The sequence below is a fragment of the Acerihabitans sp. genome, from assembly GCF_036398755.1.
Classification (GTDB): Bacteria; Pseudomonadota; Gammaproteobacteria; order Enterobacterales; family Enterobacteriaceae; genus Acerihabitans.
In genome coordinates, this window is sequence record NZ_DASWOM010000020.1 from 18,483 (window position 1) to 37,546 (window position 19,064).

At 57.5% G+C, this 19,064-nt stretch carries 13 protein-coding genes and 1 pseudogene; 5 read left to right on the plus strand and 9 right to left on the minus strand.

The window, feature by feature from the left end:
* Positions 1-4: 4 nt before the first annotated feature.
* Both VGC33_RS04055 and VGC33_RS04060 read right to left on the minus strand, forming a co-directional pair.
* Complete coding sequence (locus VGC33_RS04055) at positions 5-1,576, minus strand: ABC transporter substrate-binding protein (RefSeq protein ID WP_331119316.1); 1,572 nt, start codon at positions 1,574-1,576, stop codon at positions 5-7.
* A 110-nt stretch (positions 1,577-1,686) separates the two neighbouring features.
* A complete protein-coding gene (locus VGC33_RS04060; RefSeq protein WP_331119318.1) occupies positions 1,687-2,922 on the minus strand; it encodes a M20 family metallopeptidase in 1,236 nt (411 codons plus the stop codon).
* Between the two features lie 482 nt (positions 2,923-3,404).
* On the opposite strand from VGC33_RS04060, the gene VGC33_RS04065 reads away from it, so the two are divergent.
* Genes VGC33_RS04065 through VGC33_RS04075 form a run of 3 tightly spaced genes read left to right on the plus strand, consistent with a single transcriptional unit; the run spans position 3,405 to position 5,973 of the window.
* The gene (locus VGC33_RS04065; RefSeq protein ID WP_331119321.1) at positions 3,405-4,415 is read left to right on the plus strand and encodes a taurine ABC transporter substrate-binding protein; all 1,011 of its coding nucleotides are present in this window, start codon (positions 3,405-3,407) and stop codon (positions 4,413-4,415) included.
* Positions 4,416-4,423: 8 nt separating this feature from the next.
* Complete coding sequence (locus VGC33_RS04070) at positions 4,424-5,197, plus strand: ABC transporter permease (RefSeq protein WP_331119323.1); 774 nt, start codon at positions 4,424-4,426, stop codon at positions 5,195-5,197.
* Complete coding sequence (locus VGC33_RS04075; protein ID WP_414636885.1) at positions 5,164-5,973, plus strand: ABC transporter ATP-binding protein; 810 nt, start codon at positions 5,164-5,166, stop codon at positions 5,971-5,973. The genes VGC33_RS04070 and VGC33_RS04075 overlap by 34 nt, the downstream gene beginning before the upstream one ends.
* An 81-nt stretch (positions 5,974-6,054) precedes the next feature.
* Here VGC33_RS04075 and VGC33_RS04080 read toward each other — a convergent pair whose 3' ends face one another.
* From VGC33_RS04080 to VGC33_RS04105, 6 genes are all read right to left on the minus strand, one after another.
* Positions 6,055-6,744 carry an amino acid ABC transporter permease gene (locus tag VGC33_RS04080; RefSeq protein ID WP_331119325.1) on the minus strand — a complete coding sequence of 230 codons (690 nt, stop codon included), beginning with the start codon at positions 6,742-6,744 and terminating at the stop codon, positions 6,055-6,057.
* A complete protein-coding gene (locus tag VGC33_RS04085; protein ID WP_331119327.1) occupies positions 6,734-7,543 on the minus strand; it encodes an amino acid ABC transporter permease in 810 nt (269 codons plus the stop codon). Before VGC33_RS04085 ends, VGC33_RS04080 begins: the two co-directional genes overlap by 11 nt.
* Positions 7,543-8,373, minus strand: a complete 831-nt coding sequence (locus tag VGC33_RS04090) for an amino acid ABC transporter ATP-binding protein (protein ID WP_331119329.1) — start codon at positions 8,371-8,373, stop codon at positions 7,543-7,545. The genes VGC33_RS04085 and VGC33_RS04090 overlap by 1 nt, the downstream gene beginning before the upstream one ends.
* A gap of 13 nt (positions 8,374-8,386) precedes the next feature.
* Positions 8,387-9,217, minus strand: coding sequence for an ABC transporter substrate-binding protein (locus VGC33_RS04095; RefSeq protein WP_331119331.1), 831 nt, complete (start codon positions 9,215-9,217; stop codon positions 8,387-8,389).
* A 425-nt stretch (positions 9,218-9,642) separates the two neighbouring features.
* The gene (gene opgB / locus VGC33_RS04100) at positions 9,643-11,520 is read right to left on the minus strand and encodes a phosphatidylglycerol--membrane-oligosaccharide glycerophosphotransferase (protein WP_331119333.1); all 1,878 of its coding nucleotides are present in this window, start codon (positions 11,518-11,520) and stop codon (positions 9,643-9,645) included.
* 385 nt (positions 11,521-11,905) lie between these two features.
* On the minus strand, positions 11,906-12,343 hold the full coding sequence (locus VGC33_RS04105) for a nuclear transport factor 2 family protein (RefSeq protein ID WP_331119335.1): 438 nt from the start codon (positions 12,341-12,343) through the stop codon (positions 11,906-11,908).
* Positions 12,344-12,912: 569 nt separating this feature from the next.
* Between VGC33_RS04105 and VGC33_RS04110 the strand changes: the two are divergent.
* Positions 12,913-13,164 (plus strand): annotated as a pseudogene (locus tag VGC33_RS04110) (helix-turn-helix transcriptional regulator); the annotation flags it as partial.
* Positions 13,165-13,532: 368 nt separating this feature from the next.
* Positions 13,533-15,677, plus strand: coding sequence for a TonB-dependent siderophore receptor (locus VGC33_RS04115; RefSeq protein WP_331119337.1), 2,145 nt, complete (start codon positions 13,533-13,535; stop codon positions 15,675-15,677).
* 1,200 nt (positions 15,678-16,877) lie between these two features.
* Here VGC33_RS04115 and fdhF read toward each other — a convergent pair.
* A complete protein-coding gene (gene fdhF / locus VGC33_RS04120; protein ID WP_331119339.1) occupies positions 16,878-19,037 on the minus strand; it encodes a formate dehydrogenase subunit alpha in 2,160 nt (719 codons plus the stop codon).
* Positions 19,038-19,064: the final 27 nt, after the last annotated feature.

Below are 19,064 nucleotides of genomic sequence, written 5' to 3' on the forward strand. Positions count from 1 at the left end.
AACATTATTTATCCGCTACCTGCACATTCCATAGGATCGGGCCGATCAAATCAGCGTAGCCCTTGACGCCGTCCTTGATGGCGATGGGTTCCGGCTGGGTATGGCCCAGCACAATCACCGGCAGGTATTGCCAGGTCAGCACGTGCAGTTTGTCCACCAGCGGTTTGGCCTGTTTCAGCGAAGGGGCCTGCTTGATTTGATCCAGCACCTGGTCGATGTCGGGACTGTTGGACCAGCCGGGGAAATTAGCCCGCGAGTCGAGGAACGGGTATTGATGTAGTACCTGGCGCATGGAAAATTCCAGGGCGCAGAGATCGAAGTTTTTCGGATCCTGGCGGCGCTGCAGGACCGTTGGCCAGTCATAGACGTCCAACCGGGACTTTACGCCGATTTGCTTGAGCACCTGTTGGGCGACTACCGCCAGGTTGTAGAGCTCGGCATATTCCTTGGTGGCGATGATCACCACCTCCTGCCCCTGGTAACCGGACTCCTTGACCAGCCTGCGGGCCTCGTCGAGCTTATGGATGTTATAGAAAGGCTTGCCGGCACCGCTATACCAATCCACCTGCTGCGGAAATCCCAGGGATGAATCGGCGCTGAAGAAACGCGCGTCGCTGTAGCCGGCCAGCAGCACGTTGTCGACATCCAGCGCGGTGTTGAACGCCTGGCGCAGTTTGGCGTCGGCAAACGGACCGGTTTTTTTGTTAAACAAATAGGTGATAAGCGAACCGCCGGATGCCGGGGCGAATAACTGGATGCCCGGCGCCTGTTTAAGCTGGTCGATATTGTCCTTGGGCAGGTTGAATACCAGGTCGTATTCGCCGGTCAGCGCGCCGGCCAGCCGCGTGGATTCATCGGTAACATAGCGGAAAAAAATATCTTTCACATAGGCGTGCTTTTCACCCGACAGGCCGCTGGACGGTTCACTGCGGGAGACATAGCCGTCAAAACGGGCGAGGTGCAAATATTCGCCTTGTTTAAATTCCGCCAGCTTATAGGGACCGGTGCCGATAAGCTCGGTCACCGGACTTTTGCTCTCATTGGCCTTATCGATGATGCTTTTCGGCATGATGGCGGCAATATTCTTCACATCGGCCAGGATATTGAGCGTGATGAGCGACGGCGTTTTCAGGGTTAATCGCACGGTTAACGGGTCGATTTTGGCAAAACCGGCGCCCGGCAGATTGGCTTTTCCCTGGGTGGACAGCGCCAGCCAGCGGTTCATTGAGGCGACCACGTCGTCCGCGGTCAGCGGCTGGCCGTTTTGAAAGACAATATGGTCGCGCAGGGTAAAGGTATAAACCAGCCGATCCTCGCTGAGCTGGTAATGATCGACCAGCTCCGGCACCGGCTCGAATTTATCATTAATCACAAACAGCTCTTCGAAAATATGGCGGTCGACATCCGACGTGGCGTTATTGGTGGTCAGATAAGGATCCAGGGTGCCGGGCCGGTTGCCATAGGCGATATTCAGGGTGCCGCCGCCGGTGGCCGGGGCGGCCTGCGCCGCCGCGGGGTATCCGGGCAGGGCCGCGCACAGTAACAACAGGGCAGCGTTAAACCGCGAGGTGTGCATTCAAATCATCCTTGCCAAAAAAGTGAGTGAGGCGGCGAACCGTGCTGGTGGGCATGAGCGGCCCCAGCCTATCCACCGTTAGCCTATGCGCAGCCGGAAAAGAGGCCCGATCAGGCGACGTTTGCCGTTAGCGGCGGCGCCGGTTGCGCTTGCTGTTGGGCAAATTCCTGTTTTACCCGCTGTAGCAGCGCCGCGTCGGTCAGCAGCCGGTAGCCGGTTTTAGCCAATACCCGGGCGCCGGTGACCAGCGCCTGATAGCCCCGCGGTGAATTGGCGGCCTCGCGAAACGCCACCGTATGGCCGATAAGATCGTCGGGGCCTATCTTGATATAAGGATGCGCGGTCGGGACGGCATGGCTGATATCGCCGGCGTCGGTGGAGCCCAGTCCGTCCTTGGGCGTCAGATCCACCTGTTCGCCATGGGCGGTCAGCACGTCGAGCAGCAGGGTGTTAAGGGCCTGGTTTATGCGAAAATCGCGCGGTCCCACCTGGTGTTCAATCTCGACGCGCGTGCCGGTGGCCAGCGCCGCCCCCTCGGCAATGGCGCGGATGCGCGGTTCCAGGGCTATCACTTCCTCGCGGGTATTGGCGCGGATGTAATAATGCGCCGCGGCGAATTCCGGGATGACGTTCGGCGCCTGGCCGCCGTCGGTAATAATGCCGTGCACCCTGACGCTTGCGGGCAGTTGCTGGCGCAGCACGCTGATGCCGTTATAAAGCAGTACCACGGCGTCCAGGGCGTTGATACCCAGATGTGGGGAACTGCCGGCGTGGGAAGGCTTGCCGTAAAAATTAAAATACAGATGATTGTTGGCAAGCGACGGGCCGGACAGGCGCGTGCGGCCGGCGGGATGGATCATCAGGGCGACATCGACCTGGCGCAGGAAGCCATGTTCGACAAATCGGGCTTTGACATTGCCGTTAAGGCCGCCCGGCCCTTTTAAACCGCCTTCTTCCGCCGGGGTGCCCAGCACCACGATCCTGCCGCCGGTTTCCGCCAAGGTTTCCGCCAGCGCAATGGCGGCGGCGACGCTGGTCACGCCGATAATATTGTGTCCGCAGGCGTGGCCGATGCCTATCAGGGCATCGTATTCCGCCAGATAGGCTACGGTCGGCCCGGGTTTGCCGCTGTCCCGGACGGCGTAAAATGCGGTTTCATGGCCGGCCACGCTGGACGTCACGGTAAATCCCGCCTGGGTCAGCAGGCCGGTAAGGATGTTATTGGCGTAATATTCATTATTGCCGGTTTCCGGATGGGCATGTATATCCTTGCTGACGGCAATATAGTTTTCCCGCTGCCGGTCGATGGCATCGTCAATCCGTTTTATCACGTTATCGGTGGACATGATTAACCTCATAAAGAGATAAGTAGCGTGAGGGCATGGCTTAAAACCATACACCACTTTGTATTTGAGCTTAAAATGAAAATAGCGCATAACCTTAGTGAATTTCCGCGCCCTTGTTGCCAATAGGTTATTAATGACAAAGAGAAGGTATAAAGCGCCGCCGCCCGGTCTTTGGCGTTACATTATTTGGTTATAACCAAGTCGTAAATATAAAAAGATTAAATTTCAAATAGATAACGTGATTTTGTTAAAGTGGCGCACCGTTTTTCTCAATGTCGGTAAAAAATTCGATCAATTATTGGCCGCGATTGCTGAATTATTGTTCATGTCGCCGAACTTTAGCGCAGCGGCAAGCGTATTGCCGGTTATTCACTTTAAACATTCATATATTAGCTAAATGAGATTGATGCTTTGCCTTTATACTGTGCGTCTTGCTAAGACCCTCACAATAAAATGACTCGTTATCATTTATAGGAATTATTATGCGTAAAATAATGACGGCGGCGCTTGGCGCGGCCAGCTGGTTAATTTCATTATCCCCGGCATTGGCCGCGGCGGTGCCGGACGAAGTGCGCATAGCCTATAGCGGCGGCTCCCAGGTGTTAATGCTGGCGAAGGCGGACGGCAGCCTGGAAAAAGCGTTGGGCACCAAGGTGAAATGGGTGCAGTTCGCTTCGGGCGCCGACGCGCTGAGCTATTTCGCAAGCGATGCCATCGATATCGCCAATTTTGGCTCCAGTCCGGCCACCGCCGGCATTGTGCGCAAGCTGCCGGTGAAAATCGTCGGCGTTTCGGGGGTGATTGCCACTTATGAACGCCTGATTGGCAAGCAGGGCATTAATGGTTTGCAGGATATCGAAGGCAAACGGGTCGGCTATCCGCCTAACTCTACCTCCCAGTATGCGTTGGAAGCGGCGATTGCCGTGCATAAGCTCGACCGCGCCAAGATCACCCTGATCCCGCTGCGTCCGGCGGAAATGGTGGCCGCCTGGAAGCGGGGCGATATCGACGCCGGGTATGTCTGGGCGCCCTTTGCCCAGGAGCTGGAAGCCTCGGGCGGCCATCAGGTTTTTGCCACCAAGGATCTGCAGAAAGACGGTTATCTGATTTATAACAACTATGTGGTGCGCACCGCGTTTGCCCGGCAATATCCCCAGGTGGTGACCAGCTTCCTGAAGGTGCATCAGCAAAAAGTGGATGAGTTCCGCCGCGATCCCGAGGCCGCCGCGGCAATCGTCGCCAGGGAAGTGGGCGCGCCGGTGACCACCGCCACCAATACCCTGGCGGGCCTGGAATACCCGTCCATCACCGAACAGGGCACCGCCGCCTGGTTGGGCGACGGCACCGATACCGATCGCAGCGGCATCGGCCAGGCGGTAAATAAAACCGCTCATTTCCTGGAAAGCACCGGCGAGGTGCGTCAACGCGATATTCCGGCCACCTGGAACGATGCGATTGATTCCAGCTATATTCGCCAGGCCGCGGGTAAATAAAAACCGCCATGAAAGTTGTCAATCATATCGCCATCAGCGTCATTTCGGTGACGCTGTTTTTTCTGCTCTGGCAAGTCGCCGGGGAACGCCGGTGGGTCGATCCGTTGCTGCTGCCGCCGTTATCCGATCTGGCGCAAACCTCGGTTGAGCTGTGGCATGACGGCTATCGCCAGGTACCGCTTTGGCAACATATCGCGGTCAGCCTGGCGCGGGCGCTGAGCGCCTTTGCCGTCGCCATTGTCTGCGGCATCCCGCTGGGACTGTTGATGGGGCTGTCGGAGCCGGTCGCCGCCGCGCTTAATCCGTTTGTGCAGTTTCTGCGGCCGTTGCCGAAGATTGCCCTGATCCCGCTGGCGGTGGTCTGGCTGGGGATTGGCGAGTCGTCAAAATTTTTCCTGATTTTTATCGCCACCTTCCTGAGCGTGGTGGTGGGCGCCGCCGCCGCGGTGGAGCGCATCGGCAACGCCAGGATCCTTGTCGCGCAGACCCTCGGCGCCTCGCGCCGGCAGATTTTCTGGCGCGTGGTGCTGCCCGATACCCTGCCCGAACTTTTTACCAGCGTGCGGTTATCCATCGGCGTCGGCTGGACGTCGCTGATTGCCGCCGAACTGGTGGCGGCCACATCGGGCCTGGGCTGGATGGTGATCAACGCCAGCGCGTACCTGCGCACCGATATCGTGATGATCGGCATCCTGCTGCTCGGCGCCATCGGCTATCTACTGGATCTGGCGATCGTGGGACTGCAAAAATGGCTGGTGCCCTGGGCGGGAAAGAACGCATGACGGCGCATATCGACGTTGACCATATTACGCTGTCCTTTGCCGGGAAACAGGGCGTCCTGACGGTGCTGGAGGACGTTTCCCTGACGCTTGCCAAAGGGGAATTCGTGGTGTTGCTCGGCCCTTCCGGCTGCGGAAAATCCACCATCCTGAACCTGATTGCCGGTTTTATCCCGGTGCGGCAAGGGCGCGTTCTGTGCGCGGGTCGGCCGGTCAAGGGACCGCATCCGAGCCGGGGCATGGTATTCCAGCAGCCCAATTTATTCCCCTGGCTGTCGGTACTGGACAACGTTACCTTCGGCGCGCGCATGGCCGGGCGGAAAAAAGCGGCGGCCAATGGCGACGCCAATGCCTGGCTGAACCGGGTCGGACTGGCGGGTTTTGAACGGCATGCGACCTGGCAATTGTCCGGCGGCATGAAACAGCGGGTGGCGCTGGCGCGGGCCTGGCTGCCCGACCCTGAGGTGCTGCTGATGGACGAACCCTTCGGAGCGCTGGACGCGCAAACCCGGATGATGATGCAAGAGCTGCTGCGGGAGGCCTGGAAGCAGACCGGCACGACGATCCTGTTTGTCACCCACGATGTGGAGGAGGCGCTGTTTCTCGCCGACCGCATCCTGGTGATGTCGGCGCGGCCGGGCAAAATCGCCGAAGAGGTGGCGCTGCCCTTTGGCCCGGATCGGGATATCGAGACCCTGGCGCAGTCCCCCGGTTATAGCGATATCAAACAACAGGTATTGCACCGGGTGCGCACCGAGGCCCGGCGCTCTATGCGGTAAACAACGTAGGCCGCCGCGCGGCGGCCTACGTTCCCGGTCCCGCCGGGGGTAGGGGAGGCGGCCGCCGCGGCATCCCGGCCTTTAGCGCGGCAGCGGCCTGGGCGCGCCCAGTCTGGTGGCCAGCAGGGACAGGCCGTAACACAGCAGGTAATAAATCACGCCGATAAAGACAAATATCTCGGTGGGATAGATTTGCTCGCGGTTATTGACCTGGCCGGCCACGGTGGTCAGCTCCGGCACGTTAACGATAAAGGCCAGCGAGGTGTCCTTGACCAGTGAGACCATTAGCCCGATATAGGACGGCAGCAGGTTAGGCATTGCCTGCGGTAATAGAATCCGGCGCAGGATCTGCCATTCCCCCAGTCCCGAGGCCAGTCCCGCCTCCACCTGGCCCGGCGGCAGGGCGTTCAGGCCGGCGAGAGTGGTATGCATGACCGCCGCCGAGGTAAACCAGGCCAGGGCCAGGATCACCGTCAGCGGACCGGGTATCGAGCCGCCGAACAGGATGGGCAACAGGAAAAACATCCAGAAGATGACAAAAATCAGCGGAATGCCGCGGATGATTTCGGCCCAGATAAACAGCGCCCGGCGCGTCCACCCCTGATAGCGCCATGCCAGGCATGCCAGCGCGACGCCGATGACCAGCGCCAGCACGCCGCCGCACAGCGCCATAATCAGCGTCAGCATCACGCCGCCCGGCTGGCCGTCGGCCAAACGACCCCACAGCAGATAGGTCAGGTTATTGAGGATCACGTCGGTATTAAAGGTCATGGCGAGCTCCGCTTATCGGTCCGCCGGGGGGCGGCGCATCGACATCGGCGGTCGGCAGCAGCGGCTGCCTTTTGTCGCCCCGCTTGGGACCCGCCAACATCAACAGCGATCCCATCGCCACCCCCAGCAGCAGATAGAGCCCGGTTCCCACGGCAAAACCCTCCAGCGCGTGGGCGTTATAGCTCTCCACCCGTCCTATCTGATAGGTCAGTTCGGCAAAGCTGATGCCGCTTGCCAGCGACGAGAGCTTCATCAGGTTCAGGTATTGCCCCACCAGGGGTTGCCAGGCGTTAAGCAGCCCCTGCGGCAACAGCACCCGGCGCAGGATTTGCCATTGGCTGAGCCCCTGCGACAGCGCGGCCTCGGTTTGCCCCCGCGGCACGGAATTCAGCCCCGCCTGGATTTCTTCCAGCAAAAACGCCGCGCAGAACAGGGCCAGGCCCCAGGCGGCGCAAAGGAACTCCGGCGCCAGCCACAGAACGTTGCCCGGCAGTACCGACCAGGCGTGCATATCGCCGATATAAAAACGCGCGCTCTGCGGCAACGCGCCCCAGGCGGCAAAATACCAGAACAATAACTGCACCAGCAGCGGCGTGTTGCGAAACACCGACACATACGCCGCCGCCAGGGCGCGGCCTAACCGTCCCGGCGCCAGGCGCAGCGCCAGCAGCAGCAGCGTTATCAGCGTCGCCGCCAGGCAGCCGAACAGGGTGACATACAAGGTGGCGGCAAAACCAGACAGGATCCATTGCCAGGGCTGGCCGGTCAGCACGCCGGCCCAATCCAGGTGCCCGGCCATCAGCTTTCCTCCAGGCGCGCATGCAGCGGATTAAGCACCTTCTGCAAAAAACGCCGCGCGCGCGGATGAACCGGCGCGGTGAAAAAGGTCTCCGGGTCGGCCTGCTCCAGAATCACGCCGCCGTCCATAAACACCACCCGGTCGGCAATCTCGCGGGCAAAGCTCATCTCGTGGGTGACCACTATCATGGTGATGCCGCTGTGGGCCAGTTCCTGCATGACCTGCAGCACTTCACCGATCATCTCCGGGTCCAGCGCCGAGGTCGGTTCATCAAACAGGATAAGGGTTGGGTCGGTGGCCAGGGCGCGGGCAATCGCCACCCGCTGCTGCTGGCCGCCGGACAGCTGCGCCGGCAAAAAAGACGCCTTATCGCCCAAACCCACCCGCTCCAGCAGGGTTTGCGCCTTGGCATGGGCTTTCGCCCTGGTCCAGCCGTGTACGGCCACCAGCGCCATGCCGACATTGTCCAGGGCGTCAAGATGGCCGTAAAGGTTAAATTGCTGGAACACAAAACCGATATGGGTGCGCAATTCGCGCAGCGCGCGGCCCGTCAACGCCGAGGTGGGACGCCCGTCGATCAGGATTTCACCGCCGCTTAAGGTTTCAAGCTGGTTGATCAGGCGAATCAGGGTGGATTTGCCCGACCCCGAGGGGCCGCATATAGCCACCACCTCGCCGCGCCCGACCAGGAAATCCACCTGATGGATCACCTGATGCGGCCCGAAATATTTATCTGCCTGGCGAAATTCGACCGCGGGGGGAAACGGTGGGGCAGGGGAATCCGCCGCCGGGGCGGCGGATGCTTGCGGATTGTCGTACTGGGATTGCATTAATTCAGCCCGATTATTTCGCTGTAATAGTAAACAAACGTGGTTGCGGCGATTTGGTCTGGGGACCGAACCACGTATTATAAATGGAGGTGGCCTGGCCGTTTTTTTCCAGTTTCAGCAGTTCGCCGTTAACGAACGAGAGCAGCGCGGTCTCGTCTTTCTTCACCCCGACGCCGATCTCCTCTTTACTCAGCAGCTCCGGCAGCACCTTGTATTTGGCTTTATCCGGCGCGCCGTCCAGCAGCCCGGCCAGGATGGTACTGTCCTGGGTAATGGCCTGAACGTTGCCGTTGCGCAGCGCCGTCAGCGCCAGCGGGATATCGTCATAGGACAGGACGCGCGCGTTCGGGAAACGATGATGCAGTTCCTGCTCGCCGGTAGTGCCCTTCACCGCGCCGATACGGGCGTTGGCATAGCCGTCCAGTTTATCCGGCGCATTCACCGGCACCAGGAACTGCTGCCCGGTCACAAAATAAGGTATGGAAAAATCGATGACCTTGGCCCGTTCCGGGGTGATGGTGATATCGGCCACGATAATATCGGCTTTGCCCGATTGCAGCAGCGGAATGCGGTTGGCCGGATTGGTCGGCACCAGCTCCAGTTTAACGCCCAGGGACGAGGCCAGCGCCTTGGCGAAGTCCACGTCGTAGCCGACGATATTATGGGTTTTGGCATCCACGGAACCAAACGGCGGATTGGAATCGAAGGTGGCGACGCGAATAACGCCGGCCTGCTTGATATCGGCCAATTGATCGGCGTGAGCGGCGACCGAGGCGACACTGCCCAGGGCTAAAACAGTCAACAGCGATAATGCTGAATGACGGCTATTAATGAATAAGGCCATTTGCTTTTCCTTGATATAATTTTAATATAATTTAACCACTTGTTGGTGTTATTCCAGCAGCGTGGTTTTCTGAAGAGGAATATTGCATAGGCAAAGATAATTAACCACGTATAAAAAAGCATATGTTTATCACCGCTAAGCATAAGAAAAACTTATGACCTTTTCAGGCCCGCGTGTCAAGGGCGTTTATTCCTCGCAGTAGGGCAAAACCCGGCGGTTGAGGCGCGGCGTGAATAAGAATAATAATTATTTCTTAAATCGAGGGATATTAATATTATCGCGCACGTTATTGATGGTTTATTAACCCGCTGAAAAAGCCAGGCTGATAAATCACCCTTCTGACCTTATCAGCTCGGCTTATTGCCGAAGCATTAAGCCGGTGTGAGTAAAACGTTATCGCGGGACAGCCCGAATGGGTAACCAGGTTAATTGATTACCGGATTGGATAGGTTCAGCCGGCCGACGGTCTGTTCAAACTGCGCCTCGTCGCCCGGCGGCAGTTTTTTAAACGACACTTTGCCGCGATACACTTCGGAATCGATTTGCACGATTTTCGGCTGGGTGCTCAGGTTGCCGACGGCGACGCAATAGTTGGTCACCTCGCTCAGCGACGGATCCCAGATATCGGCCATTTTATTGCAGTCGTCAATCCATAAAAATTTATCCTTGGCATTCAGCTTGGCCAACTGCTGTTTTAACGGCGCGGATAAATAGACGTCAAACATAGGCTCGATATTATGTTGATCAATTTTTAAAATTAGCGGAATCTTGAATTTGACGCCGGAGAAGCCAATGGTTTTCTCATTAACATCGATTTTATATTTTTTTATCGTGGTCGGGAAATCCCATTGCCGGATCACATCGGGTATCCATGCGGTTATTTTGTCGTCGATATTGAGAAAATAGCTCGACAACGACGTGGAGGACAAACTGCTCCTGCCCAGGCCGATATAGTTATCTCCTCCCAGCACATCCAGCACGGTGGCGCCGTTATCCAGCGTGCTGCGTTTAACATTGCTGACCTGGCGCTGTTCGGTATCGCCGCGCACGATAAAGAACAGATCCTTTCTGTCGTGCTGGTTCAGAATATCGTAGGCGGTATTATTCATGGCCAGATGATCGGAAGACACCACGATCACCGTATTTTTAAAATAGCCGGACTCGCGGATGCGTTGGATAAGCCGGGCAATATGCTCCTGACTACAGGCCACCGCGCTTAGCGAGCTGTTTTCCGTATTATCATATTCATAGGAACGGTTGGTGCAGGATTGAGAAAGATATCCGTCGGGATGATGGGTGTCCACGGTCAGCGCGAATAAGGCAAACCGCTGATTTTTTTGTGATAACGCCAGGAACTTATCATACACCAGGTCCAGTAGGGTATCGTCGTACCAGCCCCATTCGTTACGGTAATCAGGATCCTTGACCAGTTCCCTCAATTCCTGGAAGCCATATATATGCTCAAAACCATGGGACTTCAGGAACAGGCCTTTACCGGCAAACGCCAGGTCGGCCCCCTGGTAAAAATAGGTATCATAACCCGAAGCGTGCAGGATATCCCCCAGACAGGTGTCGTGGGGATAAAAGGTCGATAATGAACTCGAGGCGTTGCCGTCGAAGGGGGCGAATAAAGGAATGCCGCACTGGGACGCCACCATGCCGGCAATGGTATAGCCGGTGCCGGGCAATTGGCTGGTATTGCTGAAATCGATGGAGTTATCTTTTTGGCCGCTGAGCGCGGTGGTTAAACCGGCAAAAGTATCCGCGTCAAAATAGGTTCTTTCCAGGCTTTCGGCGTAAATATAAATCAGGTTGGGACTGTTGGCCGGCAGAGGTTTACTGGGGGTTCTGTAGTAGGTGTTGAAATCCGTATCGCCGCTTGCCAGCTGGGATTTGACCAGTCCGGCGATTTCTCCGCTGGCCGGCGTGGCAATCACCGCGACGATGGACAACAACAGGGCCAGCAGGCTGTAGGCCGCCCGCCCGCCGCCCGCCTTTCTCAATAGCAGCAGCCAGGACATGAGGGCGAACACCAGCACGGACGCCAGCAGGAAGCCGGCAAAAGGCAAAATATATTTGCCCAACCCGGCGCCGGTCAAACTGCTGGTCAGGGTATATAACACCGAGTCATTAATGCCGGCGCCGGTAAAATAATTACTGGCTACCCGGATTAAATTGAGCAGAATATAAATGCCTAAAAAAAACAGCACCAGAGAAAATAAATATTTATTTTTTTTGCCCTTGGCTGAATAAATAATAACCGACGCCAAAAATAATGCTATCGACAAAGTTTCCGCAGGCATTGTTCTCCCTCCTTCCGGCAACAAGGGAAAAACCCCCGGGTTAAGCAGCAGCGTCTCAAGGCGGTCTTCCGGTAAGCGGTGCTCGATAGGTATTTTTATAGCAATTTATCCGCGCCGGCGCGAGGGATCATTACAATTTTGTGACCACACGCGATCGTCCGGTCCGCCGGGGGCCGGCTGGAAAGCGGAATGGCAGGGCGTTAAAATACAGAGGAATTTATAATAATTTGATTTAATTGAATAAATAAATTTAGCCGCCGCCTTGCGCCAAGGGCATGGGTAGCCTTTTTTTGACAAAAAGTTACACTTTTTTTACAGAGAAAAGTCGTGACGCGGGACAAGGCACGCTGCGGCCCTCATGGTTGGGAGCCGCGCAGGAGGAAAATTATTTAGGCAAGGTATAAGCCTGGCGCGCCAGGAGTTTCCAGGCGCCGGAGGCATTTTTCTGCCAAACCTGCATCACGCCGATGTTAACTTCTCCCGGCTTGCCGCCGTCCGCGGTTTTGGCCTGCAGGATATGCCGGACGATGGCGACATCGCCGTCGACCTGCACGGTCTGGTCTTTAAGATCCAGCGTCAGGAATTTGGATTGGCCGGTGACGATGGCATCGACAAACTCGGCATTGTTCTGGATTTTACCGCTGGAGTGACCGTAGGTCAGCGTCGGGGCGCCCACTTTTTCCAGATCGGCTTTTTTCGCGCTGACCATGGCCTGGCGCATGGTTTCAACCGCCTTGGCTACCGCGGTGGTATCCGCGCTTTGGGCGAAACAGCTGCCGCTCAACAATAATGACAGAAGGGCCGCGCCTGCTAATTTTTTCATGGTTATTCCTTACCGATGACTGACTTAAAGAGCGGCAATCCTATCCAACTTTACCGGTCGCCGGTTGTGACCGGCATCATGCATTTTAAAAAAATGATATTTTTATCAAATAAAATAAAACGTTGTTTTGATTATAAGCGTTGCGGCTGGCGGCGGGTGGCATCGTGGAAGTCGTCGGCATGCGCTCTTAGCCCTGCTTCTTATTAGCGCCAGGGCGACCGGCCCCCTGAGGCTTTTGATCCCGCGCACAAAATTTGATCGACAAAATTTTTCGCCGCCTGGCATAAACCGCCAGCGGGCCTAAAGTTAATAATGTATCTATCAGCGGGGATAAGGGGAGAGAAAAAAGGTTTTTTATATAAGCGACTGAAAATTAGTATTTTTAACTTCACGTGAAACTTTTAATCAATGGACGGGAGGTGTGAGCAAACGCACCAAAACGAGCCGGCAATTGCCGGCCCTAACCCTGGTGTGTGTTCTGTTCTTAGCAAGTGTTTAGTTATTCTAAACAACTGTGATGTTAAGTGATGCTAAACAGATAATCAAGTTAACATTACTAATGTATTGAAATGATTCCAAAACGCCTGAAAGAAGCCCGGCATAGGGCCAAGCTGACACAGGAGAAATTGGCGGTCATGGCTGGTATCGATGAGTCCACCGCCCGTTCCCGGATTAGTCAGTATGAAAACGGGATTTATCGTCCCAATTTTGAAACCTGCTGCGCGTTCGCCCGCATCCTTAACGTGCCCGAGTGCTATTTCTACACGTTGGACGATGAGTTCGCCGCCGCGCTGCTGGCGCTTTATGTCGCCCATTCGTCATCGGATACCACGCGCCTGGCGTCGAATGAAGGTGCGGAAGAACGGGAAAAACGCGATGAACTGGAAGAAGACCTGCGAGAAGAAGCCGTGAAAAGAGGTAAAAACAAAGCCTCTGAACGGCATAACCGGCGTTAATCCCTCAGCGGTATCCTGTCATTCGGCCTACCGGCCGACTACCTCGGACGGGCGTCATGGCGCCCGGTTTCCCATACGTTCCCCCCGCCACGTAAAACTTGAGCCGTAAACCGCCCGCCGCGCGATAGTCTGGAAAAGTTAAATGTGTGAAATTATTTCTTGAATCACTAATTAATAAAGATAATAATTCTCATTGCGTTTCAGCATTATTCACCTGTCAATGGAAAGATAAAATGAGAAGGGTATTCAGCTTAAAGCGTTCCACGCTGATGTGTTCGCTGGCGTTTACGGCACCGATGTTCTCCTATGCCGGCGAGACCTTGGTGGTCACCGCCGCCCAGCCCGCCGACACCGCCGATTCGCCGGCCAGCGGCTACACCGCCAAAACCAGCCGCGGCGCCACCAAGACCGATAAGCCGTTGATCACCACCGGGCAGTCGGTATCGGTGGTGACACGTCGGCAAATGGACGATCAGGGCGCCCTGACGGTAAACAGCGCCCTGAATTATACCCCGGGGGTGTTTACCAACTTCGCCGGCGGCGCGACGCGGTACGAAACCGTGTCACTGCGCGGATTTCACGGCGGGGATACCAATAATACCTTTCTGGACGGCCTGCGGCTGATGAGCGACGGCGGTAGCTATAACAATCTGCAAATCGATCCCTGGTTCCTGGAACGTATCGATGTGATCCGCGGTCCATCGTCGGCGCTGTATGGCCAGACCATCCCCGGCGGCCTGGTGATGATGACGTCCAAACGGCCCCGCTTCGCCAGCGAAGGGCATGTCAAACTGATGGCCGGTAATAACGCCACCACCGGCGCGGCGTTCGACTATACCGATGCCCTCAGCGATCAGTGGGCCTTCCGCCTTACCGGCATCACGCGCAATAGCGACACCCAGTACGATCGCCAGCGCGAGGAACGCTATGCCATCGCGCCGTCGCTGCTGTGGCAGCCGGATGACAGTACCTCGCTGCTGTTGAAAGCCTATCTGCAAAAAGACCCCTCGGGAGGCTATCACAGCGCGGTGCCGGCGGACGGCAGCCTGTACGCCAGCAGCGGCTCGAAGCTGAGCCGGGGGTTCTTCGACGGCGAAAGCAGCCTGAATGAATTCAAACGCCGCCAGCAAATTTACGGCTATGAATTTGATCACAGCTTTGACGACGTTTGGTCGTTTCGTTCCAACGGCAGCTATACCCATGCCAACGTCGACCAGCAGCAGGTGTACCAGATTGGCTGGAACCCCGATCGCTCGGCGCTCAATCGGTATTATTCCGGCGAATCCTCTTCGCTTGCCGCCTACGCCATGGATAACCAACTGGTGGCCGACTTCAGCACCGGCGAGGTCCGGCACAGCCTGGTACTGGGCGCCGAATACCATGAATACGTCAATGATCTGTGGGACGACAGCGCCTATGCCACCCAGCTCAATCCGCTAACCGGCATCAGCGGCGGGCCGGGCCTGTTTACCGACTACGGCCTTAGCGTGCCGGGCGTCACGCGCGTCGACGCCAAACGCCGCTACTCCCAGAGCGGCGTCTACCTGCAGGATGAAATGACGCTGGATAAATGGCATCTGGATCTGTCGGGACGCTACGATCGCATCGTGGCGAAAAATACTACCCTTAATACCGATACCACCTACCGGCGCCAGGATGACCACGTCAGCGGCCGCGGTTCGCTGCTCTATGCCTTTGACAGCGGCGTCTCGCCCTATGTCAGCTACAGTCAGGCCATTACTCCCCAGGCGCTGTCCGGCGCCGACGGGAATTTGCTTAAACCGACCACCAGCGAGCAGTATGAAGCCGGGGTGAAATACCAGCCGCCGGGGACGTCCTCGCTGTATACTCTGGCGTTTTACGACCTGACGCAAAAAGACGTGGCCAATCGTATCGTGCAGGGCAGCTATTATGTGCCGGCGGGCAAGGTGCGTTCCCAGGGGATTGAACTGGAGGCGCGCGCGCAGCTTACCGAGCGTCTGGCCGGCATTGCCGGCTATACCTATAACCGTGTGCGGTTCAGGGACGCGGTGGACGGCAACAACGGTAATACGCCCTATGTCACGCCGGATCAGATGGCGTCGCTGTGGGCGCAGTATCGGGCCGATTACGGTATTAACCTGGGGGCCGGGGTGCGTTATATCGGCAGGCAATGGGCGGACAATGAAAATACGTTGCGCGTACCCTCGACAACCCTGCTGGATCTCTCGGCGCGCGCCGATCTCGCCGCCTGGAACCCAGGGTGGAAGGGGGCCTATGTACAGCTCAACGCCAATAACCTCACCGACCGGAAATACGTAGCCGCCTGTTACGGCACCGGCTATTGCTATTGGGGGGCGGAACGTTCGCTGGTGGTGACCCTAGGCTACGATTTCTGACCTTATACGGGCCATCGCGAGATGGCCTCGCTCGAAGGGGTGGCCGGCCTGGCGCGGGATCTGGCGCCGCCGGGGCGGGGGTTAGTTCCGGGGGTATTTATGTTACGCCGGGGGAGTTGGTTCCGGTGGTATTTATGTTACGCCGGTGAGGGTTTCGCTTGCCATGCGTTCGGTGGTGATATGTATCGCCGGGCGCCGGCAAGCGACAAAGGGAGCCGTTCGCCCGGCCCCCTTTGATCCCCGTGCGTCCGGCAGATCGTGCGCCGCTGCGCGGTCCCCGGCAGCGCCTCATCCCGGCTGTTGGACCGCCCGGTTAGCGCTCCCGGCGCTTCCGGGCTTTCGCCGCTCCCGGCGGCTCATCCAGCCGCGATGTGCGCCGCCGGCGCACTCTATGCCGGCACAAGGTCAACACCATCGCCTGTTGGCACAATGACTTTTTCAGGTTCTGCGCGCTATGCGCTAATCGGGAAAAATTGCAGAATTGGTTTTGGGCCAAGTGAAAAAACTGAATGTTCAATGACTAATACCCAATACCCAATACCCAATACCCAAAGCCTGATACCCAAAGCCTGATACCCAAAGCCCAAAGCCCAAAGCCCAAAGCCCAAAGCCCAAAGCCCAAAGCCCAAAGCCTGATACCCACATGCCTGATACCCAGTGTCTGTTGCCAGATACCAGAAACCGCCTATTTTTGCCTTACAGTCTTACCACGGGGTTGCATGATTTTGTGATGGCGCAATCTGCTTCCCACTATACCAACTGTATATAAAACAAATAACCGGATTTTCAAGCCAGGCCTTATCTCAAGCAACAGCGTCGCAATTACCGCATAAAATACATTTTTAACAGCGACATAGGTCCCGGCATAAAGCGCGCTGACGTCGCCTCTGACCCCGGCATGAGCCGCCGGGAGCGGCGAAAGGCCCGGTAGCGCAGGGAGCGCTAACCGGGCCGGTGCATAACGGGGGCATAGGCGGCGGAAGGCATCGCGCAGCGACGCGCGACCTGCCGGGCGCGGGGAAGTCCAGAAGGGGCGCGCGGGCGCCCCTTCTGGTCGCTTGCCGGCACCCGGCAATACCTATACCCCCCCAACGCATGGCAAGCGAAACCCGGCACCGGCCTACCCCAAACGCAGACCCGGCACCGGCACCGGCCTATCCTAAACGCAGACCCGGCACCGCCACCAACCTCCCCCAGCTATCAGGCGGGAACGATAGCGTCATCCACCGCATTGCGCAGCCGCGCCTTCAGCTGGCTGTATTCCGTCTGCACATAGCTTTCCGCCCAGCGCTGATCGGCAATCGCCTCCAGTTTCACCGCGCAATACTTATATTCCGGCGTTTTAGAGATAGGATCGAGATGATCAATGGTCAGCTCATTACAAGCGCCAATCCACCACTGGTAAGTCATATACACCGCGCCCAGGTTAATGCGCTCGCTTACCGACGCCCGGGTAATCACCTTGCCGCGGCGCGACGTTACCCATACCAGTTGCTGATCGCGGATGCCCAGCAGCTCGGCATCCTTCGGGTTGATCTGCACATAGCCCGGTTCGTCGGCCAGGGTGGCCAGTGCGGTACAGTTGCCGGTCATCGAGCGGCAGGAATAATGACCCACCTCGCGCACGGTACAGAGCACCAGCGGGAAATCGCCGTCCACCAGATCCATAGGCGCGCGCCACTCGGCGGCGAACAGCAGGCCCTTACCGCCCGGACGGTCAAACTTATTGCCCGCGTAAAGCCACGGCGTGCCCGGACTGCTTTCCTCGGTGCACGGCCAGGGAATATAGCCGAATCCGGCCAGCTTTTCGTAGGTGGCGCCGGCATACAGCGGGCACAGGCCGCGCAGTTCGTCCCAGATTTCCCGGGTATTGTTGTAATGCATCGGATAACCCAACGCGGTGGCCAGCAGGCTGATGATTTGCCAGTCCGTCTTAACGTTATACTTGGGTTCGACGGCTTTCTCAAAATACTGGAAACCCCGGTCCGCCGCGGTGTATACCCCCTCATGCTCGCCCCAGGACGTGGCGGGCAGGATAACGTCGGCTTCCGACGCCGTCTTGGTCATAAAGATATCCTGCACGATCAGCAGGTCCAGCTGCTTAAACGCCTGACGCATGACCGACAGATCCGGTTCGGTCTGCAACGGATCCTCGCCCATGACATAGTTGGCGTGGATTTCGCCGTTGAGGATCTTGTGCGGCACGTCGGTCAGGGTAAAACCGGGTTGCGGATCAAGCGTTTCCACACCCCAGGCGCGGGCGAATTTTTCCCGTGCCGCCGGATCGGTAACCGGCTGGTAGCCGGGGAACATATTCGGCAGCGCGCCCATATCGCAGGCGCCCTGTACATTGTTCTGCCCGCGCACCGGCCCGACCCCGACATTGGGTTTGCCCAGGTTGCCGGTCAGCAGCGCCAGACCGGAAAGCCCTTTCACCACATCCACCGCCTGGCCCCATTGGGTCACGCCCATGCCCCATAAAATGGTGGCGGTGGGCGCGGCGGCGTACATGCGCATGGCTTCACGGATCTGCTGCGCCGGCAGGCCGGTTATCTCCTCGGCGTATTCCGGCGTATATTTGGCGACGATGGCGCGGTATTCGTCAAAACCTTCGGTATGGCGCGCCACATAGTCGGCGTCATACAGACCTTCGTTAATCAGCACGTGGGCGAAGGCGTTCACCAGCGCCATATTGGAGCCGTTTTTCAGCGGCAGCCACAGGTCGGCCAGGCGGGCGGTTTCGATGCGCCTGGGATCGCAGACGATCACCTTGGCGCCTTTCTGCTTGGCCTTCAGGATGCGCCGCGCCACGATAGGGTGGGAATCGGCCGCGTTGTAGCCGAACACCAGCAGGCACTTGGTATCTTCAATCTCGCAAATGGAGTTGCTCATGGCGCCGTTGCCAAGCGTGACCTGCAGGCCGGACACCGACGGGCCGTGGCAGACGCGGGCGCAACAGTCGACATTGTTATTGCCGATGACCGCGCGGGCGAATTTTTGCATCACGTAATTGGTTTCATTGCCGGTGCCGCGCGACGAACCGGTTTGCATAATGGCCTTGGCGCCATACTTCTGCTTGATATCGCGCAGGCGGGAACTGGTGTATTCGATCGCCTCGTCCCAGGATACTTCTTCCAGTTTGCCGCCTTTTTCGCGGCGGATCATCGGGCTGCGCAGCCGGGGGGTCAGCAGACGGGTGTCATTGAGGAAATCCCAGCCGTAATACCCCTTAAGGCAGAGCTGACCCTGATTGGTCACGCCGTCCGCCGCTTCCGCGCCGACAACATTACCGTTTTCAACCAACAGGTTGATCTTGCAGCCGGAGCCACAGTACGGACATACGGTGAGTGCTTTATGCATTATGCCATACCCCTTGTGGAGGATTTT